The sequence below is a fragment of the Paenibacillus sp. CF095 genome (assembly GCF_900101225.1).
Lineage (GTDB): Bacteria > Bacillota > Bacilli > Paenibacillales > Paenibacillaceae > Paenibacillus.
The window spans coordinates 25,331-49,678 of the sequence record NZ_FMZN01000004.1; the positions used below are offsets into that span (position 1 = coordinate 25,331).

The following is a 24,348-nucleotide window of genomic DNA, read 5'->3' on the forward strand; positions in this document are numbered from 1 at the left end:
TGATTCACCTTCGGTCCCGAGTTTGAGTGAAAAAAGCGGCCGGATGGCATAATCGCTCTCCATCCGACCCAAATATATTAACCTTTAAGTTCCTTGATTCGTGCAATCACTTTATCCCGTTTATCGGAATAATCTGCTTGCTTGGCGCGCTCTTCCTCAATAACTTTGGCAGGAGCTTTGGCAACAAAGCCTTCGTTCGCCAGCTTTTTCTCTACACGGAGAACTTCGCCCTCAAGGTTCTCCAACTCTTTCTCCAAACGAGCCACTTCCTGCTCGATATCAATGAGACCTGCGAGCGGCAAGTATAGTTCTGCCCCCGTAATGATCGCAGTCATTGCCTTATCCGGTGAGTTTAGATCCAGCCCACTATCGAACTCGGACGTATTACAGAAACGTTTGATGTAGTGACTGTTACGCGCAATGATGCTGGACGTCTCAGCACTATTTGCTTTGACCATCAACTCGATCTTTTTGCTCATCGGCACGTTCACTTCTGCACGAATGTTTCGAACTGCACGAATGGTATCCATGAGCAGGTTCATCTCGGCAACAGCCTCTGGGTTCTCAAGAGCAGGATCATATACCGGCCATGCTGCCAGCGTAATGGTCTCACCTTCATGTGGGAGATGCTGCCAGATCTCTTCGGAGATGTATGGCATAAACGGATGAATCAGGCGCATCGTCTGATCCAGAACATAAGCAAGCACGGATTGTGTTTTCTTCTTGGCAACCGGATCTTCCCCATAGAAGGACAGCTTAGCAAACTCAATGTACCAGTCACACAGGTCATCCCAGATAAAGTTATACAACACACGACCCGTTTCCCCAAATTCATACGCTTCGATTAGACGCGTAATATCGCGGGAAGTTTCGTTCAGACGGTGCAAAATCCAATAATCCGCTGTACCAAGCTCTCCGCTAATGTCACGTTCCTCATAAGTGAATCCTTCCAGATTCATCAATGCAAAGCGCGAAGCATTCCAGATCTTGTTGGCGAAATTCCGAGCCTGTTCCACCCGTTCCCAACGGAAACGGAGATCCTGACCTGGCGTGCTGCTGGTTGAGATCATGTAACGCATTGCATCTGCGCCGTATTTCTCAATCACATCCAGCGGATCTACACCGTTGCCCAGTGATTTGGACATTTTGCGTCCATCTGCATCACGAACAAGACCATGCATCAGCACATCCTTGAACGGAATCTCATCGGTGAATTCCAATGCAGTGAAAATCATACGTGCAACCCAGAAATATATGATGTCATACCCTGTCACAAGTACACTTGTCGGATAATAACGTTTCAGGTCTTCCGTATCTTCCGGCCAGCCTAGTGTGGAGAATGGCCATAAGCCGGAGCTAAACCAAGTATCGAGTACGTCTTCGTCCTGTCTGAGCTTGCGTCCAGCATACTCTGGCAGCGTTGTTGGATCTTCAGCAGATACAATGATTTCACCCGTTTCTTCATCATACCAAGCAGGAATACGATGTCCCCACCACAGTTGACGGGAAATACACCAGTCACGAACGTTTTCGATCCAGTTCAGATAGGTTTTCTCAAAACGATCTGGAACAAAATTAACTCCTTCACCACTCTGTTGTTTCTTAATCGCTCTCTCTGCAAGTGGCTTCATCTCAACGAACCACTGTGTAGACAGATACGGCTCAACAACAGCTCCGGTACGCTCACTGTGTCCAACCTGATGCGTGTGATCCTCGATATTGATCAATACGCCCTGCTCTTTCAAGTCAGCAACAATCTGCTTGCGGCAGTCACTGCGATCCAGTCCCTGATACTTGCCAGCCTCAGCATTCATTGTGCCGCTCTCATCCATTACCGTAATTTGAGGCAGATCATGACGAAGACCTACTTCAAAGTCATTTGGATCATGCGCAGGCGTGATTTTAACTGCACCACTTCCAAACTCTTTATCCACATAATCATCAGCGATAATTGGAATTTCTCGTCCAATGATAGGCAGTACAAGTACTTTACCAATCATATCTGCATAGCGCTCATCCTTCGGATGAACAGCAACCGCTGTATCACCCAGCATCGTTTCAGGACGTGTTGTTGCCACTGTAACGTAGCCACTTCCGTCTTTGAGCGGGTAACGCAGATGGTACAAGTGACCCTGAACCTCTTTATATTCAACTTCAATGTCGGACAGAGCTGTCCGGTTCACCGGGTCCCAGTTAATGATGCGTTTGCCTCGGTAAATAAGGCCTTTTTCATACAGTTGAACAAATACTTTGCGAACCGCTTGGGACAGACCTTCATCCAGCGTAAAACGTTCACGTGAGTAATCAAGCGACAATCCCATTTTGCCCCATTGTTGACGAATGGTAGTGGCATATTGATCTTTCCAGTCCCATACCTTTTCCAAAAACTTCTCGCGTCCCAGATCATAACGAGTCAGACCTTCTTCACGCAGCTTCTGCTCCACTTTGGTTTGGGTAGCAATACCTGCATGGTCGGAACCCGGAAGCCACAGTGCGTCGTAACCTTGCATCCGTTTGGTACGGATCAGAATATCCTGCAGTGTAAAATCGAGCGCATGCCCAATGTGCAGCATCCCGGTTACATTCGGGGGTGGAATTACAATCGTATACGGCTCGGCATCCTTACGTTGACCGGCTTTGAAATATCCGCGCTCCATCCAGGTGGAGTACCATTTGTCCTCTGCCGCCTTAGGATCATAAGTGGTCGGCATTTCTGTTGCAGCTGATTTTTTTTCCTCAGACATGTGTCATTCCTCCGTTACTTCATCATCTTCGCCAAAAAAAACAAAAAAAACCTTTCATCCATCAAAGGACGAAAGGTTAGCTTTCGCGGTACCACCTTTGTTTCACGCCTACAGCAAGATAGACTTCACCCTCTGTACATGACGTGACACTTCAAGCAGATAACGGCTGCTACCGGCCCATCCTACCTCAGAAATAAATGACGATAGATCTCATTCATCTCTTGTATTCAAACAGGCAACTCCCGGGCGACTTCGATCAGTTGGTTCCTGCGGAATCTCACAGCGCTGCAATTCCACTCTCTGAAAGGTCATACTGTCTACTACTCCCGTTCCACGTTGTTCTTCAAAAAACCTACACACATCATACCTTGCTCGTGCGCGATAGTCAACCTGACAACAGCGGATAAAGAGCGCTGGAATGCAGGTTTAGGGCGAATTATGCAAAAACCCGCAATCCTCAAGGGGATCACGGGTTGTAACGAAGGCTTTAACTACGGATTAAGGGATGTACAATATCTGACCTTCTTCCACAACTTGTTCAGATAATCGGTTATACAACTGAAGTTCCCTCGTGCTCAATTGATATCGATCTGCAATGGCATCCAGTGTGTCTTCTCGCTGAACGATGCACAGTTTCACCTTGCGGAATGGGGTCTGGTCGACAATCGTTCCCAGGAACAGGTTCTTCCATTCCACATCATCAGCTGGATATGTTTCTTCCTGTACCACACCCGCAGGAACCTCATCGCCTCGCTCCACTTCAGCATCGCGTGCCGCTCTGCCCGAGGATAACAAGGAAGAGATACCTACGCCCTCTTCTTGCCGTGGTGCGGATTCTTTTTTGCTGCCAAAAGCAACCTTCAGCTCCGGCTTGTCTTCCGTCTCAGCCACAGGTTCAGGAACAAATGCTTCGTTCTGTACGAACTCGTCTACCCCAGTCGCTTCAAAAGACGGTCGGTCTTCCTCAGCGTTGCCTGGTGGTTCAGACGAAGCAAATACACCTTGCCAGTTCTCCGCCTGTGATTCGCTCGGGACATCGGCAACTGCCTGATTCTCCTGCTGAGGTACAGATCTCGCTGATTCGAAGTGCCATACCTCTGGTGCGTCCGGTACATCCGGTGCTGCCAACTCATTAGATGATTGAGCAGTAGGCTCTGTGACTGCTTGATCTGCACTTCTCGAGTTCGCAGGCAATGCATCCACGGAAGGCTCGGACCAACCCGAAGACTCATCTTCCAGAGGCAGCAATGGTTCCGACTCAGGGTAAGAAGCTAACCGATCTGCGGTCTCAGCCATAAATGACGAGATCGGAGAAGGTTCGCTGTATTGCTCATGAGATGCCAATTCATCCCCATTCTCTGTCAGAGAGGCGGGATCTTCGTTTACATCAGGTTGTCTGTTTTCGTTAGCGTACTCCGCACTTTGCTCCTCAGATTGAATTGGCTCGGCCGATGACGAATCCGCATATTCTTGCTGCCATTCTTCGCTATTCCTTAATGTCTCTTCCCTTGTAGACAGGTCAGCGAATTCCGGGGCACCATATGCAAGTTCTGCTGCATTCGCAAGTCTCTCTTCCTCACTCCGCTGGAGCAGGTACTCTTGTGCAAATGTGTTGGGGTCGCTGCCTGTCTGTGCTGCTTCATCGGAACGGTTGGATTGCTGAGCATCAGGTGAATGAACAACTGTAAACTCATCTGCTGACCACACTTGTGGCTCTTCAACAGGAAACCCCTCGATGCCTCGCAGCGACAATACGCCTGTAATGTTCAGACTGCGATTGGATAACAGATCCACGTCAAAATTTTCGATCTCGATGGAAATATCCTCAATCGATCTGACCCGGTTCAGCGGCACTGTGATCTCCACGGGAATAAAATGTTTGAGCTCCTCTGAAGCCTCATTTTCTCCTCTGTACGCACCTGTAAGTAAAAGATGTCCTCTTAACGTGGCATGATCATCCTGCCCTATGACTTGAATGCGCGGGTAAAGTTCAATCTCCTCCAATTCCTCAATCGCAGGGACTCCCTCAGACAAATGAACGCGCTCATAAATATCGAACCGTAAACCATAAGGTTGATTCAACAAAGGTGGCGTCCTCCTTTCGGCATATGTTCACCATGATCCTTCTCATGGGACTGATCCATGGTCCAAATCCTTCGTTACCCCATCTATATGCCTTGAATGAGATAAGCATGCCACCTTTTGAAAAACCTTGTTATATATGTTCAACTCATGGTTATTTACACTGTCACTCCAATGACAGAACAACCCTCTGATCGCTGTTATCCCCAGATTTTTTTCATTCCTTTTTATAAAAGGGAAAATCCGGGGATAGCTTATGCTTCCGAAGCAGCTTTCTTTCAGAAAGCTTTTAGGCGAACGCTTTGCTTCTTCTGGTTGTTTCTGTCCTTTCCGTTTTCGTGTAAATAGTTAGTCGAACTTAAATCGTGTATTAGTAAGCCATCTCACGCTCTGCCAATTGTGTGAAATCGGATGGCCAAGGGTCGCTCACTTCAATCATCGCTCCGGTTAACGGATGACTAAACCTAAGCATCTCTCCGTGAAGTGCTTGTCGCCCAATGGCATCCGCTCTACCTCCATACAACGCATCACCAATGAGCGGGTGTCCCGCGTAGCTCAGGTGTACACGAATTTGGTGTGTACGTCCTGTATCCAGCTTTAATCGTACAAGGGTTGCTCGTTCCCACACTTCGACGATCTCCACATGAGTAACAGCTTCCTGTCCACCTTCCGAGACACGCCTGCGCTGTTTGTGATGTCTGTCCTTGCCAATCGGAGCATCAATTTTGTGGAGTTCAAGGGGGATTTGTCCACCTGCAATGGCTACATAATGACGGCCAATCTCTTTGCGACGCATCGCTTCATCCAGTTTGGCGAGGGCAAAAGCATTTTTGGCATATAGGACAGGTCCCGTTGTATCCTCATCCAGTCGATGAACATGGCGTACACTCGCCTGTATTCCGTTCATTTCATAATAGGAGGCAACCACATGATCCAGCGTGATGGCCTGATCAGCACGGCTTCCATCTGGATGCAGTTTCATGCCTGCCGGTTTGTGCATAACCAGACAGAAATCATCCTCAAACAATACATCCACATCAGCCCAGCGTGGCTCAACATCGATTGGCTGGGACGCAAAAAGGGCCAGCCGAAGCCGGTCCCCTGCAAGTTGTATTCCTTGGTTTGATTTCAGCTGACGAAGCAGTTTCTCCGGAAACTGAAGCTCAGACAATAGCCATTGCTCTGCAGCCATCGGTTTGTCCGAACTGCCTGTTACGGCTTTCCCTGGCATCAGCTCAAGCCATTCCCCGCGGCGTTTCCAACTTTTGATGGTCATAGCGATTGAAGAGCTTTACGATTCGCCTCAATCGTATCGTCAATATCCTGCTCCGTATGCACACCAGAGACAAACATGCCTTCGTATTGCGAAGGAGCAACACTCACACCTTGATCAATCATGGCCGCAAAATAACGACGGAATTGATCCAGATTGCTTTCTTTGGCAATATCATAATTAGTTACGGGAACGGCACTGAAGAATGGACAAACCATGGAACCCACACGGTTGATGGTTATCGCAACACCCGTCTCAGCTGCATTTTTCTCGAATCCGGCTTGCAGACGTGCAGACAATGTCTCCAGACGGTCATAGACCTCTGGTGTTAACAATTTGAGCGTCGTATATCCTGCGGCCATAGCCAGCGGGTTCCCACTAAGTGTACCCGCCTGATAGATCGGTCCTGTTGGAGCAATCTGTTCCATCAGATCGCGACGGCCACCATAAGCACCAACCGGGAGTCCGCCACCGATCACTTTACCCAGACAAGTCAGGTCAGGTGTAACCCCATACCGTCCCTGAGCACAGTTCAACCCTACGCGGAAACCGGTCATGACTTCGTCAAAAATAAGCAGGCTGCCATATTGGGTCGTCAAACTGCGCAGGCCTTCAAGGAAACCGGAAGCCGGAGGTACAACCCCCATGTTACCTGCCACAGGTTCCACAATAACAGCGGCCAGTTCTTCACCATAACGTTCAAAAGCAAGCTTAACGGACTCCAGATCGTTGTAAGGTACCGTAATTGTATTCACAGCTACACCTTCAGGTACACCTGGACTATCCGGCAGACCCAGTGTTGCAACACCTGAACCCGCCTTGATCAGCAAGCTGTCGGCATGTCCATGATATGATCCTTCAAACTTCAGAATTTTACTGCGTCCGGTTACTCCGCGTGCCAGTCGAATGGCACTCATCGTTGCTTCCGTACCGGAATTAACCATCCGCACGATATCGATAGAAGGTACACGCTCACAGACGAGTTTTGCCATCTCGGTCTCCAGCAAGGTAGGCGCACCAAAACTTGTTCCTTTGAGGGCTGTCTCACGCAAAGCTTCTACAACGTCAGGGTGTGCATGTCCCATAATGAGTGGGCCCCACGATCCCACATAGTCAATAAAAACATTGCCATCAATATCGTAGATTTTGGACCCTTCGCCGCGTTCTGCATAGATCGGAGTAAGTCCCACCGATTTGAATGCGCGTACAGGGCTGTTCACACCCCCGGGTATGTACTGCTTCGCTTCCTCAAACGCGCTGCGTGAGCGCTCATCATTTCGACGATTACCTTGTTGTGCAGTCATGAATATCCTCCTTAATGTAATTTATTTTATTTCTCAGCCAACCAGCGTGAAGCGTCTTTTCCGTAGTAGGTAATGATCATATCTGCACCTGCGCGTTTCATGCTGAGCAGGATTTCCATGGCGACTTTTTTCTCATCGATCCAGCCTTGAATCGCCGCCGCCTTCACCATGGCATACTCGCCACTTACATTATAGGCAACAAGCGGAAGATCAAATTGATCCTTGATGGTGCGCATAACATCCAGATAGGAAAGGGATGGTTTTACCATCAACATGTCCGCTCCTTCGAGCACATCCGTCTCTGCTTCACGCAAGGCTTCACGCGCGTTCGCCGGGTCCATCTGATACGACTTGCGGTCTCCGAATTGTGGCGTGGAATCTGCCGCCTCGCGGAATGGGCCATAGAATGCAGATGCATATTTAACAGAGTAAGACATAATCGGAATGTGACTGAATCCATTCTCATCCAGCCCGGCACGGATCGCTTGTACAAATCCATCCATCATGTTGGATGGTGCAATAATGTCCGCTCCTGCTTTGGCTTGTGACACTGCAGTTTGCACGAGCAGATCCAATGATTCGTCATTTAATACATCTCCGCAGATATGGCCGTCAATCTCCACGGTGTGTACCATACCGCAGTGACCGTGATCCGTGAATTCACACAGACAAGTATCCGCAACAACCAGCAGTTCTGGATACCAGGATTTGATCAATCTCGTCGCTTCCTGCACGATGCCATCTTCAGCGAAGCCAGATGAACCCACACTGTCCTTGGTCTCCGGAATACCGAACAATAACACGGCTGGAATTCCCAGCTCGGCAATTTCCGTTACTTCCTCCTGAAGACGATCCAGCGAAAAGCGGAATACGCCAGGCATGGATTTAATTTCAGATTTTACATTTTCTCCATACGTAACATAGATTGGTTGAATAAAATCATCCACGGTCAGATGGGTCTCTCTAACCATATTGCGAATACCTGCGGATTGACGTAAACGGCGATGCCGTACAATTGGAAAACTCATACGAGTAAAACCTCCCTGAAAGTTAAATAGAGCAAAAAGGGAAGCGCGCTGGTATCCTATCGAATTCAGCACGCTTCATATGTTGACATGATTACATGTGTATTAATTTCGAAGAGCGCCTTCTTTGGTGCCTGACCGTTTCCAGTCGCATAGCACTGTGATCAAGCTATCCATCGTGGCTTCCTCTGCCATCAGTGTAACCTTTAGTCCAGCGGCTTCTGCCGTCTTCGCTGTAACAGGTCCGATACACGCAACCTCCACATCTTTCAATAAAGGCAGTGGATCTTGCAACCCCATACGTTTCAACATACTCATGAAGTTGGTAACTGTGGACGAACTTGTAAAGGTCACCGCATGAATACCACCTTCTTCAAGCAGCTTGAGCAGTTCATCATCATTCTCACCCGCGAGGATCGTATCGTAGGTGATGGCTTCGGTGACCTGAAGTCCTCGTTCTCTCAACTGATCACGTAACCATGTACGTGCAAGATCACCGTGCGGAAGCAATACTCTCTGACCTTCCTTCAATTCGCTTTCAAAAGCCTCAAGCATACCTTCGGCCTGGAAAGGACCTTTGACAACCTCTGCAACGATGCCATGTTTGCGCAAAGCATCTGCCGTGGAAGGTCCTACGGCGGCAATTCTCGCTTGATGAATCGAGCGAATATCCTTGCCTTCCTGTTCCAGATGGCGGAAGAAAAACTCCACGCCGTTCACACTTGTGAAAAACACCCAGTCATAGGTATTTAAAGCACTGAAGGCGTCTTTGACACTTTGCTGCGCAGATTCACTGGACGGCATGACCGTCTCAATAACCGGAAACTCATACGGTTCCCCGCCGAGTTCCTCAATGCGATTCACCAGTTCACTCGCCTGACTGCGAGCACGGGTTACCAGAATTCGTTTGCCAAACAGCGGCAGCGCTTCTGCCCATTTCAATTGTTCCCTTTGATTGACGACATCCCCCACCACAATAACAGCTGGTGGTTGGAAATTGGCTGCGATCACTTTCGCTTCTATATCCTCAAGGGTACCTGTAAGGGTATCCTGTTCCGCTCGTGTTCCCCAACGAATCAGAGCGACCGGTGTTTGCGCTGGACGACCATGACGAATCAATTGTTCGCTGATATATCCAATTTTGGCAACCCCCATCATAAATACCAGTGTACCCGTTGCATTCGTCACTTTATCCCAATGGATACTGCGATCAAGCTTGTCCGGACTCTCGTGCCCCGTAATAATAGAGATGGAAGATGCATAGTCACGGTGAGTCACAGGAATTCCGGCATACGCAGGTACACTTATTGCAGCGGTTACCCCAGGCACAATCTCAAACGGAATTCCGTTTTTGTACAGCAAACCTGCCTCTTCGCCCACGCGTCCAAAAATCGTTGGATCCCCACCCTTAAGCCGAACCACAACCTTGCCTTCAAGAGCCAGATCAACCAACAGTTGATTGATCTCTTCCTGTTTCATCGTATGCCGATCCGGGCGCTTGCCCACGTAAATCTTGACTGCGCCGGGTTTCATTTGTTTCAACAATCTCGGACTTGCCAAACGATCATAGACTACAGCATCGGCTTTACCGATGGATTCCCACCCTTTTACCGTAATCAGCTTTGCATCCCCAGGACCTGCTCCTACCAAAAAGACCTTTCCCACCATGTCTTCATCCCCTAACTTCTGCCAGTATCTGCTCTGCTCCCCGTTCAATCAATCTCCAAGCCACTTCTTCACCCAGACGAACCGGGTCTTTGCCGATCAGAGCTTCCTTAAGAATCAGTCCACCATCCGGCGTGCCGACCATACCTGTTAATTGTAACGTGTTTTCACCATTCAGGGAATCCGCATCTTCCTGAGGCAGCCATACCGCATGAGCACCAATTGGAACCTGACAGCCCCCATTCAATACACTGAGAAAACGGCGTTCCGCCTGTACAGGAAATGCTGTCTCCGGATCGTTATACAGCTGCAGCAAGTGCAATAGTTCCTCATCGTCTTCACGACATTCGATACCAAGCGCGCCTTGACCCACTGCCGGAAGGCAAGCTGTTTCCGTCAGGTATTCTGTGATCCGGTCTTCCCATCCCATACGGTACAATCCTGCAGCTGCCAGAATAATCGCATCGAATCCTTCGGTCTCCAGCTTCCGCAGACGGGAATCAATATTGCCGCGAATCGATTCCAATTGCAAATCTGGACGATAGGCCTTTAATTGACTCGACCGGCGCAGACTGCTTGTTCCGACTCTAGCTCCTTCTGGCAGTTGATCCAGAGTAAGTCCACCATTGGAGATCAGCGCATCCCGTGGATCTGCACGACGGGGAATAGCACCATTGATTAATCCTTCGGGTAACTCGGAGGGCATATCTTTCATGCTATGCACAGCCATATCAATCGTACGATCAAGCATCGCCTGTTCAATCTCTTTGACAAACAAACCTTTGCCTCCGACTTTTGACAACGTTACATCCAGAATGAGATCTCCCTTGGTAACAATCTTATGTACTTCAAAGTCAAAAGCTAATCCTTCCCGCTCACAAATATCACGTAAATCCTGAATGACATGGCCTGTCTGGGTTAGCGCAAGCGCGCTCTGTCTACTTCCAACTTTAATTGTACGCATATCTACACTTCCTCCTGATTACGGGATATCCAGTCCCCGATTTCTTCTTCGGTCCACCACCGAAAATGGCCTGTACGAATATCTTCTAATATGTGCATTTCAGTTAATTGCCGAAGCAACGTACTTCTGAGACTTGAACATGATACGCGTGACTTCACCTCGGTCCTCATCTGGTGCAAAAACTCAAGGTACGTCTCATACTCATCACCGAACTGTCGTTCGAGTGTGGCACGTATCTCCGCAGCTGCTGCCGGTCCCGCTCCTGCTGTGGATATCGCTATGCTTAATCTCCCGCGCCTTACCACGCTTGGTGTGATAAAGCTGCTGTGCTTCGAAGACATTGCGTCATTCACCAATATGCCCGCAGCCTCAGCATCCCGAACCACAGTTGAATTGACCTCTGAATGGTCAGTCGCTGCATATACGAGAAAGGCCCCCCGCAAATCTCCATTGCGGTAGGACCGGTCTATCCATTGAATTCGGGATTCATGATGCAGTTGTTTTAATACGGGAGTAAGCTCCGGACTAATGACCGTAATCTGTGCCTCAGCATGCAGCAACCCCTTAATTTTACGTTCGGCAACACGTCCACCACCAACCACGCAGCACTTCTTGCCTGAAGTATTCACAAATATCGGCGTGTAACGGTCCATCCCCTTCACTCTCCCGTCCAACGATGAAACGCTGAATACGCATTGGATAAAAAACTTATAATGACAAATCCATACCCGATCAGTGTCCATCTTGCCATGATAATTGTAGAGAACTGTTTCCTTCTCTTGGATACGAAGTAACCCACATAGATGGCTATAGCAAGACCTGTCGAAATAACTTTGAGATCCAAGAGTAGAATCCAGCGTCTTTCCGCCACAATGGATAATACGGCAAGCATCACAGAAACACCAAGGAGCGGTGTTCCTATCAACGTAGCACCATCCATATACTTACCGATCACTTCCAGGCTTGGCAGCCGTCGCATCGTATCATTCCACTTTTTTTTCTTCAACTTACGGTGCAAGAACAGATATAACAAGGCAAATACCGTAGCAACGGTTAACGCCGCAAAACCAAGATTCGCCAAGGTAATATGCATAATGAGTAATCCATGTACCGTTTGCCAGTTATGCAGTGATATCTCTCCGGCCGTAAACCATAGTCGGTTTAATACCGTAACGGAAAAACCTACAACATTCAGCAACAATATCACAAATTCGGAACGCTGAATGCGAGTCATGACAAGAGACATCAGCACAATACTGAATGAAAATATAAACAAAAAATCAAAGGTGGTGTAGATGGGGAAATGGCCTTCAGTCCACATGCGCAATATGACATGCGTCACCTGCAGTCCCCAAACAACGACAAGAAACCCTGTGCCTGTCCGCTTCGCCCCCGCATTGCGTCGAATGCAGTCCGAGAAATAGAACAGTAGGCTCAGGGCATACATATAGATCAGAGCTTCATAGACTTGTTCAGCAAGGGTCAAGCTGCCCACCCGCCTTATACGCCTGCCGGAGCATAAGCCGGCACGGGGTCTTGCCGGTTTTCGTTAAGGTGAGCAGCTGGTTTCGCCAGAGCTGTAGCATCACTCTGACTCACTTTTTCAGCGGCCACCTCTACTGCATCTTCCAGAGCGAAGATCTGAGTAAACATGCGCAGAGCTTCATCACCTTGCTTCGTGCCTGCCATTTCCTTAATCCGATTAATCGGATCTGTCGTCATTTGGTTCACAATACTCTTGGTCAAACGACGAATGACTTTACGTTGATGTTCATCGAGCTCAGGAAGTTTATTAAACAGGCTATCCATCGTTTCTTCATGAATGGAGACACCTTTTTCCTGCAAAGCGCGAATAACTGGACGAACACCCAACGTTTTGAGCCAATGGTAATAATCCTCCATCTCAAGCTCGATCATTCTCTCAATCTTGGCAGCTTCCACCTTACGCATCTCCAGGTTGCTCTCCACGATTCCTTCCAGATCATCAATGTCATAGAGAAATACATTGGATAATTCACCAATCGCCGGATCAATATCGCGTGGAACCGCAATATCAATCAGGAACAATGGACGAGATTGACGACGCTTCATGCTCTCCCGTACCACTGCTGCATCCATGACATAACGTTCAGCTCCAGTGGAACTAATCACAATATCAACTTCATTAAGTCGATTTAATGCCTGTTCCATCGTACAAGGTGTACCCCGGAACTTGGCTGCCAATTCTTCTGCTCTTGCAAGCGTACGATTCGCCACGATGACCTCGGATGCCCCGTTGGCATAGAGATGTTTCACGGTTAGTTCACTCATCTTGCCGGCACCCAGAATGAGCACCTTCTTGTCTGTGAACATGCCAAAAATCCTCTTACCGAGTTCAACAGCAGCATAACTGACAGATACGGCGCTTTCCCCAATGGAAGTCTCCGAATGTGCCCGTTTGCCCAATGTAACTGCCTGCTTAAATAACTTATTAAACCATGTACCTGTTGATTTCTCTTCCTGCGCTTTAAGAAAAGCCTGTTTCACCTGTCCAAGAATCTGAGTCTCACCAATGACCATGGAATCTAGTCCGCAGATGACACGGAACAAATGGCGCATGGCTTGATCATCTTCATATATATATAAGTGTTGCGTAAATTCTTCCCGTGGTACATTAAACCATTGTTCCATGAATGTTCGAATAAAATAACCACACATGTGAAGACGGTCCACCACAACATACAACTCGGTACGGTTACATGTGGCTACGATTACACCTTCCAATACACTCTTGGTCAGCTTGAGCTGCTGCAGCGCTTCAGACAAGTCCTTTTCTGCAAATGTGAATCGTTCCCTAACCTCTACAGGCGCCGTGCGATAATTCAAACCAACGACAACGATGTGCATTGCAAGTTCACCTGCCTAATAAATTTCCAATCAAAGTGCTTACTGCATATGTCTATCCATTTATGATTGACATGGTTAATTATATCACACATCATAGCCGTGACCGGGTCATTTTTATGAAATGTTTATGAAATCCCCATGTTCATCATCATATGCACTGTCATTTATTGTAGTGTCTCACCAAAGTTCACCGTTATGCGTTAAAAAGTGTCGATTATGAATATTCATAACGATACGCATATTAAAACAAATAGCCATGGAATTATTCCATGACTATTAGAGTTTGGGAGGTTATGTGTCCATCCCGATATGTGAACATTGTGTATGCAATATACTTTTTATTTAAACCCGTTCAGTCTGGTTGTTCATGTCTGGTGTTTCAACTTGCAATTCGCCCAAACCACGTACCAACTTCTTTGCATACGTTTTTTCAGGCTTTAATACGGATACCAGGTAGTCAATAGCAAGCTGTGGATCTACAGTCTCCCCACAAGTGTAACAATCAATCGCTGCAAAACCTCTCTCAGGATACGTATGAATGGAGAGATGGCTCTCAGACAATAGTACAAGTACGGTCGCTCCCTGTGGATCAAACTGCTTGGACTGTACGGACATCACTGTCGCGCCACATGCCTCTGCTGCTTCAACCATTTGGGCTTCCAGATACTCTGCATTGTTCAGTAGATTAAAGTCGACACCCCAAGTATCAACAGCAACGTGTCTTCCGAAAGTTGAATATTCCATCCTTCGGTTCCCCCTTCCTAGGAATAAAATGTTTGAAAAATTTCATCCGCTAGGACCTACGTCATTCACTTCCCGAGGGAAAAATCTCTCGCAACATATAATGTCCTGAGTGAATCCTGGTTCCTATATTGTTTTCAACGAGATTAAAAATAACATTGAATCAGAGTGAAATCAACCCTTTTCCAGAAGATTGTAAAATAAATATTTTCTAATCGGAATATTCGATCTCACATTAAAAAATCCCCTGAAACCTCCACATTGGCGAGTGCCACTGCCCGGAAGATACAAGGGAATTCATTACATTCATATACGTTTATAAACATACAACTTTAAGTTAATAAGCTTCAAGCTCAAACAACCGTTTTTGATGACGAGCAAGGGTCTCATCAATCTGATGGAGCTGATCAGCAGTCGCATCTTTTCTAGTGTCCAGCAGTGAATCGATCTCGGCATACACACGGTTGATTTCGCGTTCTACATCTCTTGCCTGGAACAGATGTTGCAATTCAAGCAACGTATTTTTGTATTCATAGATCACTCGGGTGTTCTCCCCGGTTTTCTCCACAATTTTACGGACAGTGCCTTGAGCATAAACATACGTCATGGTGAACCCTTTATAGATCCGATGCACGACCCCGTCACCTTTGAAAGTCACAAAGAGCTTCCGGACAACGTTGGTCAAATGCAGATTCACCAGGCGGCAAGATAACTCACAGATATAAAACCCTTCTATGCGGTCAAAAGGGAAATGCACTTCTTCTCCACTTACATCCCCCAGCACAACCTCCTGACAACCATTGTCCAACACCTTAACCCGATGATGAAGCCTGCCGTCTTCTGTCATGCGCAAAAACTGATGCATCTGGGGTTCTGACAATTTCATAGTGGCCTTAACATACTCTGTGGCTAACCGCTGAGCCATACAAATCCCTCAATTCTTTCCCGATTGTTTTGTCTTCCTGCACATGTAGCAGTCATCTCAAAATTCTTCAGGCCGGCAAGGCCGGTATTTTTGGTACTGTTGGCAATATGCACCTATGCTCATTATACACTACCCTAACACTATTTTTCTCCAGACCCAGATGATGAATTCTCACGAAATTCCATAAAAAACCGGATTAATCTTGATCTCATCTAAGATTCACTTAGCATGCTCACTTTCCTGCACTAAAACGATATACTATCTCGGTTATCCGTTAATTTCGTTGGTTTCTTCCTCATCAGAAGCACCCTCTGCATCCGGCACTGGTGCATACTTATCTATCTGAGCATGGCGGGTTATGATGTCCCATAACTCTTCTTTCCCCAATCCCTCTTCGGATGAAAACGGCACAAACAAATCTCCTGAACGAAGGCCCAGTGATTCCTTAATGACTTTGATGTGTTTGGCTCTGCGTGTTTTTGGAATCTTGTCCATCTTGGTCGCTACGACAACCAGAGGCAATCCGTTATGACGAAGCCACTCATTCATCATCTTGTCATCCTTCGATGGCTCATGTCTCATATCCACCATCTGCATAACCAATTTCAATTCTTCGCGTCCTAGCAAGTATTTCTCCATCATTTTGCCCCAAGCAAAGCGTTGCTCTTTGGAAACTTTAGCGTAGCCATATCCCGGGAAATCGACGAAGTAGAGATCCTGATTAATTTTATAATAGTTGAGTTGCTGTGTCTTACCCGGTGTTGAGCTCGTCCGAGCCAAATTTTTACGATTGATCAAACGGTTGATCAGGGAAGATTTTCCCACATTGGAGCGTCCCGCCAAAGCAATCTCTGGCAGACCGTCCTCGGGGTATTGTTCAGGCCGAACGGCACTGATAATAAATTCAGATTGATTTACTTTCATATTGTATCTTTCCTCTCTTGAACGCCTGTGCTATGCATCACCTGTTGAAGGTATTATGCCATGGATTGTTCTATCATACCAAAAAAACCGTTCCAGCGGACGCCGAAGCCTCCGCAGAACGGTCTAATCTTCATACGAACCTTTCGGATACGTGGATTACAGGTGAATTCCTGTCTGCTCAACAAGTGCATGCTGCAATACCTGATCCATATGGGCTACAGGGACAAACTCCACATCTTCCTTGATGCTGTCTGGAATGTCACGCAGGTCCCGTTCGTTATCCTTAGGCAATAATATTTTTTTATAGCCGGCACGATGGGCTGCCAGTGATTTCTCTTTCAGACCACCAATCGGCAGCACACGTCCACGCAGTGTTATTTCACCAGTCATCGCGATATCCTTGGACACATGTTTGTTCGTCAAGGCAGAGATTAACGCTGTTGCCATCGTAATCCCGGCAGATGGACCATCCTTCGGAATCGCTCCTTCCGGAACGTGGATATGAATATCGTTTTTCTCATGGAAATCAGGCGAAATTCCAAGCTGTGTAGCTTTGGAACGGGTGTAACTGAATGCGGCTTGTGCCGATTCCTTCATGACATCCCCCAGTTTACCTGTGAGAGTCAATTTACCTGTTCCAGGCACAACAGTCACTTCAATGACAAGTGTATCTCCACCTACTTCAGTCCACGCCAGACCCGTTACGGTACCAATCTGATCTTCCAGTTCGGCCATACCATAACGGAACTTGCCAGGTCCAAGGTAGTCTTTGATCTCATCTGATGAGATGTTAATCTGACCTTCCACACCAGATACGATATTCTTGGCAGCTTTCCGGCACAACGAAGCCATCTGCTGTTCCAGATTACGCACACCTGACTCCCGTGTATATTCACGAATGACACGCAACAGCGCGTCATCCGGGATTTCCAATTGCTCTTCTTCCAGACCATGGTCCTGCTTCTGTTTGGGCAACAAATAGTTTTTCGCAATTTGCAGCTTCTCCAGCTCCGTGTAACCAGGGATGTTGAGCATTTCCATCCGATCCAGCAATGGACGCGGAATATTGTGCACCGTGTTGGCAGTTGTTATAAACATAACGTTGGATAAGTCAAACGGCAATTCTACAAAGTGATCACTAAACGTATTATTCTGTTCCGGATCAAGCACCTCAAGTAACGCTGCGGAAGGATCTCCGCGGAAATCTGAAGCCATCTTATCAATCTCGTCCAGCAGGAATACCGGATTCAGTGAACCTGCCGTTTTCATCCCCTGGATGATACGCCCAGGCATGGCGCCTACATAGGTGCGTCGGTGACCACGAATCTCGGCTTCATCACGCACGCCGCCAAGAGATATTCTTACAAACTCCCGACCCAGCGATCTGGCGATCGAACGGGCAAGTGATGTTTTACCGACCCCTGGAGGTCCAACCAGACAGAGAATTGGCCCTTTGAGCTTCTTGACGAGCTTCTGGACAGCCAGATATTCAAGCACACGCTCTTTGGGTTTTTCCAATCCGTAATGATCTGCATTGAGCACATCTTCGGCTTTTTGGATATCCAGGTCATCCGCTGTCATCTGACTCCAAGGAAGGCCAAGCAGCCAATCCACGTAGTTGCGAATGACTCCGCCCTCGGCTGAACTTGCAGGCATTTTCTCCAGTCGATCAATTTCTTTCTCGACCTTTTCTTTCACCTTGTCCGGCAAGCCGAGTTCTTCCATCTGAGTGCGAAGTTCCTCGACCTCACCCGCACGGCCTTCTTTTTCACCCAGTTCTTTCTGGATCGCTTTCATCTGCTCGCGCAAATAATATTCCTTCTGCGTTTTCTCCATCTGTTTCTTCACACGTTGGCTAATCTTGCGTTCAAGCTCCAGCACCTCGCGCTCATTGTTCAGGATATCCAGCAATTTCTCCAGACGTTCCCGAACGTCGATGGTCTCCAGAATTTCCTGTTTGTCCTTGATCTTCAAGGACAGGTGACTCGTGATGACATCGGCCAGACGCCCTGGTTCTTCGATGTCAGACACCGCTGCGAGTGTCTCTGGTGTCACTTTTTTGGACAGATTAATATAATTCTCGAACTGGTTCAGAACGGTACGCATCAAGGCATCCGTCTCCGGATGGGTATTCTCCTCTTCAGGCAGCTCTTTAGCCAGTACTTCATAATATTCCTCGTTGTCCGTATATTCAATAATTTCAGCCCGTTCCAAGCCTTCCACGAGTACACGAATCGTACCGTTCGGAAGCTTCAGCATCTGTCTGACCTTGGCCACGGTTCCGATTCTAAAAATGTCCTCTTGTGTTGGTTCTTCAATATTTACTTCGGCTTGGGAACATAGGAGAATCAGATGTTCTTCTACCATCGCTTTTTCTAAAGCCTTGACCGATTTCTCCCGGCCCACATCGAGATGCAGTACCATACTCGGGTAGACGAGAAGTCCTCTTAAAGGCAGTAAAGGAAAACGACGACCTTTCGCTTTGCTCGGTCCCATCGCTTTCGCACCTCCAATGGCTCTCAGGTTGTAGTCATTCATTATTCTATCAAATGTTCACATAAAAAACCAATGAAGGGAAGCGCTTAGCAGCTTCCCGAATCTGTAACCTGTCCTGGACGAGGCACGTCCGCACGCAAATAGGAAGCGGATGCTGGTGGAAAAATCTCCGGTGCAGGTGCAATTGTCTCCTCTGCAAGCTTCGTTTGTTCCATCTGTTGTGATTCCGGAACCCAGGCAAACACTTCACGGAATACGTCCTGTACCGTATCTACCGGGATAACGCGCAAGCCATCCAGATTCTCAAAAATGGACTGCCAGTTCTCCGCGGGAATAATAACGGTCTTCGCCCCTGCCTGAAAGGCAGCCTCCACCTTGGCCAGCACGCCACCAATAGGCTTAACCCGACCATGAATACTGATCTCGCCAGTCATCGCTGTCTCATGATCCACAGGGCGTCCCTGAATGGCTGATGTAATGGCAGTCGCCATCGCAATCCCGGCAGATGGACCATCAATAGGCGTCCCACCTGGGAAATTCACGTGTAAATCGTAATCATTCGGACGAATACCCATGGCTTTTAATACGGTTAACACATTTTCAACCGAGCCTTTGGCCATACTTTTTCGCCGGAGTGTACGCGAACCGCCTCCAATCTCTTCCTCATCCACAACGCCTGTAATGTTGATTCGGCCTTGATCTTTAAGAGCCGGAACAGCAGACACTTCGATCTCCAAAATGGTTCCCATATTCGGTCCGTATACCGCCAAGCCGTTAACAAACCCCACCTGCGGCTGTGTAGGGACCTTCCGATCAGGCCGTGGCTGAATCTGGCTGCTACCCGCCACCCACTCCACATCAGACGCCTGAAGCGTCTCACGCTTCTCTGTCAGCGCAAGTCCAGCAGCCAGCTGGATGATATTGACCGCTTCACGTCCATTGGTTGCATATCGCTTGACCACATCAACGGCATCCGGACATGGACTGAACCCTATTTTCTGAACAGCATCCTCTGCAATTCGCCCAATCTCCTCAGGCAACAAAGGACGGAAATAAACTTCCATGCAGCGTGAACGCAAAGCTGGTGGCAGTTCATGAGGCGAACGTGTCGTCGCTCCAACAAGGCGGAAATCGGCCGGCAGCCCATTTTGAAAAATATCGTGGATATAAGCAGGAGTATGCGTGTCTTCCGAGTTATAGTACGCACTCTCCAAAAACACCTTGCGATCCTCCAACACTTTCAACAGCTTATTCATCTGAATCGAATGTAATTCACCAATTTCATCAATAAAAAGCATTCCCCCATGCGCTTTCGTCACAGCGCCCGGTTTTGGTTGGGGAATACCAGCAACGCCCATAGCTCCTGCTCCCTGATATATCGGATCATGAACCGAACCAATTAAGGGGTCCGCAATACCACGTTCATCAAAACGGGCTGTTGTTGCATCCAGCTCCGTGAATTTGGCGTCTGGCTTGAAAGGAGAAGATGGATTCTTCTTAGCCTCTTCCAACACAACCCTTGCGGCAGCTGTCTTCCCGACTCCGGGAGGGCCATAAATGATAACATGTTGCGGATTCGCACTGCATAATGCAGCTTTAAGGGCACGTAGCCCGTCTTTTTGCCCAACAATATCGTTAATGGTAGCTGGACGCGTCTTCTCCGACAGCGGCTTGGTGAGTGAGATCGAACGCAGCTTGCGCAGCTTCTCCAGTTCCTTGCGAGATTCACGCTCAACGGCACTGCGGTTCGTTTTCTGGCCACGCAGCAGGTTCCAGAAATACAAACCAATCACCACTCCAAAAAATAACTGAATCAACATGATGACCATACCAAATTCCATGTCTTCACATCCTCCTATTTTGTCGCTATTCTCATATGAGATCATGCTAATACTTGGTAGTATAGCCTTTTCGACGCGACGTAAACGGGCGATGCGGAATTTGTATGCGAGAAAATAAAAAGCCCGCCATCGCTGGCGAGCTTTTGTTGTAACAAGATATGAATCAATCAGTGCGAACGACCAGGAATAACACCTGTCTCTTCGTAGGCTTCGACGATTTTGTCGATCTCTTTTTTTAATTCCTCAACCATGATTTCTTCAGGCACTTTACGGATCATCTTGCCGTGACGGAACAAGAGACCTTCACCACGAGCACCGGCAATCCCGATATCCGCTTCTTTGGCCTCACCTGGACCATTAACCGCACAACCCAACACCGATACTTTAATCGGCACCTTCAGTTTGGAGATATACTCTTCCACTTCGTTGGCAATGGAGAACAGGTCGATATCCAAACGTCCACACGTTGGGCAGGAGATCAATGTGGCTGCATTTGTAATGAGTCCAAATGTTTTGAGCAGATCACGAGCAACCTTGATTTCTTCTACCGGGTCCGCACTCAGTGAGATCCGCATCGTTGAACCAATACCCATCGACAACAAGGCTCCCATACCTGCGGAGCTTTTGATCGTACCGGAGAACAGTGTACCTGCTTCGGTAATCCCGAGATGCAACGGATACGGAATGATTTGAGCTGCTTTGGTATATGCCTCAATCGCCATCGGCACATCCGATGCTTTGAGAGACACGATGATATCATGGAAATCAAGCTCTTCCAAAATACCAATGTGATACAATGCACTTTCTACCATAGCATCTGCCGTAGGATACCCATACTTCTCAAGGAGATGGTTTTCCAAAGACCCCGCATTTACTCCAATCCGAATCGGAATGCCGCGGTCTTTACAAGCCTTAACCACTTCTTCCACTTTTGCACGTTTACCGATGTTACCTGGATTAATCCGAACTTTATCGATGCCGTTTTCAATCGCAAGTAAAGCCAACTTATAGTTGAAATGAATGTCCGCTACGAGCGGTATATGAATGCGTTTTTTAATTTCCTTGATGGCTGCGGCAGCTTCCTCATTATTCACCGTTACACGTACCACTTGACAACCCGCTTCTTCCAGTCGCAGAATCTCTGCAACCGTTGCTTCAACATCTGCCGTTTTGGTTGTACACATACTTTGAATAATGACTTCGTTACTGCCACCGATCGTTACGTTTCCCACTTTCACGGGACGTGTATCCTGTCTTAAATACATGAGTGATTTCTCTCCCCACAACGTCAAAGCTCCACCCTGACAGAGACATGAATTCGCCTTCTGCCAAAGTGGAGAACTGACAAGTCTATATTTCAGAGTTCAACGGGATTCAGGCCTTTTATTAGGCGCTCTCTTCCTGCTTATCGTCCTTTGATTGGCTTAGTTCAGGCACGACTCTTTTCTCAACAACTTCTTCGGTAATGACACAGTTCGTAACATCTTCACGTGAAGGCACTTCATACATGATTTCCAGCATGATACCTTCAATGATGGCACGCAATCCACGTGCACCTGTGTTACGTTTAATTGCTTCTTTTGCAATCGCGAGCAATGCAGCTGGTTCAAATACCAGATTCACATTATCCAGCTCAAGCAGTTTTTGGTACTGTTTGGTAAGTGCGTTTTTTGGTTCGGAAAGAATCCGTACCAGCGTATCTTCATCCAGCGGCTCCAAAGTGGAGATGACTGGCAGACGGCCTACAAATTCCGGAATCAGACCAAATTTCAGCAAATCTTCCGGCAATACCATACCCAGGTATTCACCTGGTTTCAGATCTTTTTGCTCAGAAACGGTATTAAAGCCAATGACTTTTTTACCGATCCGGCGTTTGATCATTTGCTCCAGACCATCAAAGGCACCGCCGCAAATGAACAGGATGTTCGTTGTATCGATCTGAATGAATTCTTGATGAGGGTGTTTACGACCACCTTGCGGTGGTACAGAAGCCACAGTTCCTTCAAGAATTTTCAAGAGAGCCTGTTGCACACCTTCGCCCGATACATCACGAGTAATGGATGGGTTTTCGGATTTACGCGCTACTTTATCAATCTCATCGATATAAATAATGCCACGCTCTGCTTTTTCCACATCATAATCAGCAGCTTGAATCAGTTTGAGCAGGATGTTCTCTACATCCTCACCTACATAACCCGCTTCTGTTAATGACGTAGCATCCGCAATAGCAAAAGGAACATTCAAAATTTTCGCCATCGTTTGCGCAAGCAACGTTTTACCAGAACCTGTTGGTCCTAACAGCAAAATGTTACTCTTTGACAATTCAACGTCTTCAATTTTGCTTTGTGTGTTGATCCGTTTGTAGTGATTATACACGGCAACAGACAATGATTTTTTCGCTTGTTCCTGCCCAATAACATATTGATCCAGAATATTACGAATTTCTTTTGGTTTCGGAATATCTTTCAGGTCTACTTCTTCATCATGACCAAGTTCTTCCTCAACGATTTCGGTGCAAAGTTCGATACATTCATCACAAATGTACACGCCTGGTCCAGCGACCAACTTGCGTACCTGCTCCTGAGATTTACCGCAAAAAGAGCATTTCAATTGCCCTTTCTCATCGTTAAATTTAAACATGAAACCACCCCTTTAGGAATTGATCGGTCTACTGAGCACCTGGTCAATAATGCCGTACGTCTTAGCTTCTTCAGCGCTCATGAAGAAGTCACGGTCGGTATCCCGCTCAATTTTCTCAAGAGGCTGACCCGTACGATCGACGTATATTTGATTCAGTTTCTGACGTGTTTTAATAATCCATTCTGCGTGTATCTTAATATCCGCAGCCTGTCCTTGAATGCCGCCAAGCGGCTGATGAATCATTACTTCGCTGTTTGTCAGCGCATATCTCTTGCCAGGTGCACCGGCTGTCAGCAATAACGAGCCCATGCTTGCTGCCATCCCTACGCAAATGGTAGATACATCCGGCTTGATAAATTGCATCGTATCGTATATACCCATCCCTGCGGTGACAGAACCACCAGGTGAGTTAATGTACAAGCTGATATCCTTCTCAGGATCGTCGGCTGCCAAAAACAAAAGCTGTGCTATGACAAGATTGGCTACATCGTCATCAATCGCACTGGTTAGAAAGATAATGCGATCTTTCAGCAAACGTGAATATATATCGTAAGACCGCTCGCCTCGATTGGTTTGTTCTATAACCATTGGCACCAGACTCATGAGACCAACCTCTTTTCTACATGTAATTAGACATAGGCCACCTGTAAAGCAAACCCAAATTCATTCTAACACTTTCCTGTGACAATGTCATTTTTCACAAGAGGGGTCAGACATCCGTTTGTTTACTTTTTTAGCCTGATCATATTTAACCATGTTTTCTATGTATGTGCAAATTGAAGCCATCCTATGCCGTCTTGCCGTTTTTTATTTGCATGAAGTACATAGGTATGTAAAA

At 47.3% G+C, this 24,348-nt stretch carries 18 protein-coding genes and 1 other annotated feature; all 18 genes read right to left on the minus strand.

Going from position 1 to position 24,348, the window contains the following annotated elements:
* Positions 1–77: 77 nt before the first annotated feature.
* The 18 genes from BLS69_RS24655 to clpP all read right to left on the minus strand — a co-directional run bounded on the left by BLS69_RS24655 (position 78) and on the right by clpP (position 24,113).
* Positions 78–2,744 (minus strand): valine--tRNA ligase, encoded by a 2,667-nt coding sequence (locus BLS69_RS24655; protein ID WP_091037565.1) that lies wholly within the window; start codon positions 2,742–2,744, stop codon positions 78–80.
* A 61-nt stretch (positions 2,745–2,805) separates the two neighbouring features.
* Positions 2,806–3,087: a binding site (T-box leader), on the minus strand.
* Positions 3,088–3,242: 155 nt separating this feature from the next.
* Positions 3,243–4,829 (minus strand): LysM peptidoglycan-binding domain-containing protein, encoded by a 1,587-nt coding sequence (locus BLS69_RS24660; protein ID WP_091037568.1) that lies wholly within the window; start codon positions 4,827–4,829, stop codon positions 3,243–3,245.
* A 367-nt stretch (positions 4,830–5,196) separates the two neighbouring features.
* Positions 5,197–6,102, minus strand: a complete 906-nt coding sequence (locus BLS69_RS24665; RefSeq protein WP_091037569.1) for an RluA family pseudouridine synthase — start codon at positions 6,100–6,102, stop codon at positions 5,197–5,199.
* On the minus strand, positions 6,099–7,403 hold the full coding sequence (hemL, locus tag BLS69_RS24670) for a glutamate-1-semialdehyde 2,1-aminomutase (RefSeq protein WP_076216944.1): 1,305 nt from the start codon (positions 7,401–7,403) through the stop codon (positions 6,099–6,101). The genes BLS69_RS24665 and hemL overlap by 4 nt, the downstream gene beginning before the upstream one ends.
* Before the next feature lie 26 nt (positions 7,404–7,429).
* Positions 7,430–8,431 carry a porphobilinogen synthase gene (gene hemB / locus BLS69_RS24675; RefSeq protein WP_091037572.1) on the minus strand — a complete coding sequence of 334 codons (1,002 nt, stop codon included), beginning with the start codon at positions 8,429–8,431 and terminating at the stop codon, positions 7,430–7,432.
* A gap of 102 nt (positions 8,432–8,533) precedes the next feature.
* Positions 8,534–10,096 (minus strand): uroporphyrinogen-III C-methyltransferase, encoded by a 1,563-nt coding sequence (gene cobA, locus BLS69_RS24680; protein ID WP_091037575.1) that lies wholly within the window; start codon positions 10,094–10,096, stop codon positions 8,534–8,536.
* Between the two features lie 4 nt (positions 10,097–10,100).
* Positions 10,101–11,057: a hydroxymethylbilane synthase gene (gene hemC, locus BLS69_RS24685; protein WP_091037577.1), complete on the minus strand. Its 957-nt coding sequence runs from the start codon at positions 11,055–11,057 to the stop codon at positions 10,101–10,103.
* 2 nt (positions 11,058–11,059) lie between these two features.
* Entirely contained in the window at positions 11,060–11,710 is a 651-nt protein-coding gene (locus BLS69_RS24690; RefSeq protein ID WP_091037580.1) for a precorrin-2 dehydrogenase/sirohydrochlorin ferrochelatase family protein, read from the minus strand.
* Positions 11,711–11,715: 5 nt separating this feature from the next.
* Entirely contained in the window at positions 11,716–12,543 is an 828-nt protein-coding gene (gene ccsA / locus BLS69_RS24695) for a cytochrome c biogenesis protein CcsA (RefSeq protein WP_371129100.1), read from the minus strand.
* 14 nt (positions 12,544–12,557) lie between these two features.
* Positions 12,558–13,943, minus strand: coding sequence for a glutamyl-tRNA reductase (gene hemA, locus BLS69_RS24700; RefSeq protein ID WP_091037583.1), 1,386 nt, complete (start codon positions 13,941–13,943; stop codon positions 12,558–12,560).
* A 342-nt stretch (positions 13,944–14,285) separates the two neighbouring features.
* Entirely contained in the window at positions 14,286–14,687 is a 402-nt protein-coding gene (gene speD / locus BLS69_RS24705) for an adenosylmethionine decarboxylase (RefSeq protein WP_036673526.1), read from the minus strand.
* 334 nt (positions 14,688–15,021) lie between these two features.
* Positions 15,022–15,609: a hypothetical protein gene (locus tag BLS69_RS24710; protein WP_036605891.1), complete on the minus strand. Its 588-nt coding sequence runs from the start codon at positions 15,607–15,609 to the stop codon at positions 15,022–15,024.
* A gap of 267 nt (positions 15,610–15,876) precedes the next feature.
* Positions 15,877–16,533 carry a ribosome biogenesis GTP-binding protein YihA/YsxC gene (yihA, locus tag BLS69_RS24715; RefSeq protein WP_091037586.1) on the minus strand — a complete coding sequence of 219 codons (657 nt, stop codon included), beginning with the start codon at positions 16,531–16,533 and terminating at the stop codon, positions 15,877–15,879.
* Between the two features lie 156 nt (positions 16,534–16,689).
* Positions 16,690–19,029: an endopeptidase La gene (gene lon, locus BLS69_RS24720; protein ID WP_091037589.1), complete on the minus strand. Its 2,340-nt coding sequence runs from the start codon at positions 19,027–19,029 to the stop codon at positions 16,690–16,692.
* An 86-nt stretch (positions 19,030–19,115) separates the two neighbouring features.
* A complete protein-coding gene (lonB, locus tag BLS69_RS24725; protein ID WP_091037592.1) occupies positions 19,116–20,870 on the minus strand; it encodes an ATP-dependent protease LonB in 1,755 nt (584 codons plus the stop codon).
* 167 nt (positions 20,871–21,037) lie between these two features.
* Positions 21,038–22,135: a flavodoxin-dependent (E)-4-hydroxy-3-methylbut-2-enyl-diphosphate synthase gene (gene ispG, locus BLS69_RS24730; protein WP_076216934.1), complete on the minus strand. Its 1,098-nt coding sequence runs from the start codon at positions 22,133–22,135 to the stop codon at positions 21,038–21,040.
* Between the two features lie 121 nt (positions 22,136–22,256).
* A complete protein-coding gene (clpX, locus tag BLS69_RS24735) occupies positions 22,257–23,510 on the minus strand; it encodes an ATP-dependent protease ATP-binding subunit ClpX (protein WP_036605887.1) in 1,254 nt (417 codons plus the stop codon).
* A 12-nt stretch (positions 23,511–23,522) separates the two neighbouring features.
* Positions 23,523–24,113, minus strand: coding sequence for an ATP-dependent Clp endopeptidase proteolytic subunit ClpP (gene clpP, locus BLS69_RS24740; protein ID WP_036605886.1), 591 nt, complete (start codon positions 24,111–24,113; stop codon positions 23,523–23,525).
* Between the last annotated feature and the right edge of the window lie 235 nt (positions 24,114–24,348).

Coding starts and splice junctions, on each gene's coding strand:
- BLS69_RS24690 (WP_091037580.1), bottom strand. CDS start 11,710: ATGGACCGTTACACGCCGATATTTGTGAATACTTCAGGCAAGAAGTGC.
- speD (WP_036673526.1), bottom strand. CDS start 14,687: ATGGAATATTCAACTTTCGGAAGACACGTTGCTGTTGATACTTGGGGT.
- yihA (WP_091037586.1), bottom strand. CDS start 16,533: ATGAAAGTAAATCAATCTGAATTTATTATCAGTGCCGTTCGGCCTGAA.
- BLS69_RS24710 (WP_036605891.1), bottom strand. CDS start 15,609: ATGGCTCAGCGGTTAGCCACAGAGTATGTTAAGGCCACTATGAAATTG.
- hemB (WP_091037572.1), bottom strand. CDS start 8,431: ATGAGTTTTCCAATTGTACGGCATCGCCGTTTACGTCAATCCGCAGGT.
- ispG (WP_076216934.1), bottom strand. CDS start 22,135: ATGTATTTAAGACAGGATACACGTCCCGTGAAAGTGGGAAACGTAACG.
- clpP (WP_036605886.1), bottom strand. CDS start 24,113: ATGAGTCTGGTGCCAATGGTTATAGAACAAACCAATCGAGGCGAGCGG.
- BLS69_RS24655 (WP_091037565.1), bottom strand. CDS start 2,744: ATGTCTGAGGAAAAAAAATCAGCTGCAACAGAAATGCCGACCACTTAT.
- lonB (WP_091037592.1), bottom strand. CDS start 20,870: ATGGAATTTGGTATGGTCATCATGTTGATTCAGTTATTTTTTGGAGTG.
- hemC (WP_091037577.1), bottom strand. CDS start 11,057: ATGCGTACAATTAAAGTTGGAAGTAGACAGAGCGCGCTTGCGCTAACC.
- clpX (WP_036605887.1), bottom strand. CDS start 23,510: ATGTTTAAATTTAACGATGAGAAAGGGCAATTGAAATGCTCTTTTTGC.
- BLS69_RS24665 (WP_091037569.1), bottom strand. CDS start 6,102: ATGACCATCAAAAGTTGGAAACGCCGCGGGGAATGGCTTGAGCTGATG.
- hemA (WP_091037583.1), bottom strand. CDS start 13,943: ATGCACATCGTTGTCGTTGGTTTGAATTATCGCACGGCGCCTGTAGAG.
- cobA (WP_091037575.1), bottom strand. CDS start 10,096: ATGGTGGGAAAGGTCTTTTTGGTAGGAGCAGGTCCTGGGGATGCAAAG.
- hemL (WP_076216944.1), bottom strand. CDS start 7,403: ATGACTGCACAACAAGGTAATCGTCGAAATGATGAGCGCTCACGCAGC.
- lon (WP_091037589.1), bottom strand. CDS start 19,029: ATGGGACCGAGCAAAGCGAAAGGTCGTCGTTTTCCTTTACTGCCTTTA.